Annotated in this window: 2 tRNA genes; both read right to left on the reverse strand. The window is 53.2% G+C overall.

The features are described 5' to 3' along the window. Window positions 1–39: 39 nt before the first annotated feature. Window positions 40–111 (reverse strand) — tRNA-Glu (locus tag AC6CH1_RS19330). A 2-nt stretch (window positions 112–113) separates the two neighbouring features. Next, window positions 114–204, reverse strand: a tRNA-Ser gene (locus AC6CH1_RS19335). Window positions 205–216: the final 12 nt, after the last annotated feature.

Here is a 216-nt window from a genome sequence, read left to right on the forward strand (position 1 = left end):
ACATGTAACAGTACTTAGCGTTCTTCGTTTTCCTATGTATGACCCGTACGGGATTCGAACCCGTGTTACCGCCGTGAAAGGGCGGTGTCTTAACCACTTGACCAACGGGCCGATGGCGGAGACAGAGGGATTTGAACCCTCGCGCCGCTTACGCGACCTACACCCTTAGCAGGGGCGCCTCTTCAGCCTCTTGAGTATGTCCCCAAAAATAGAAAA

The sequence above is a fragment of the Solibacillus sp. GQ1 genome, assembly GCF_059758555.1.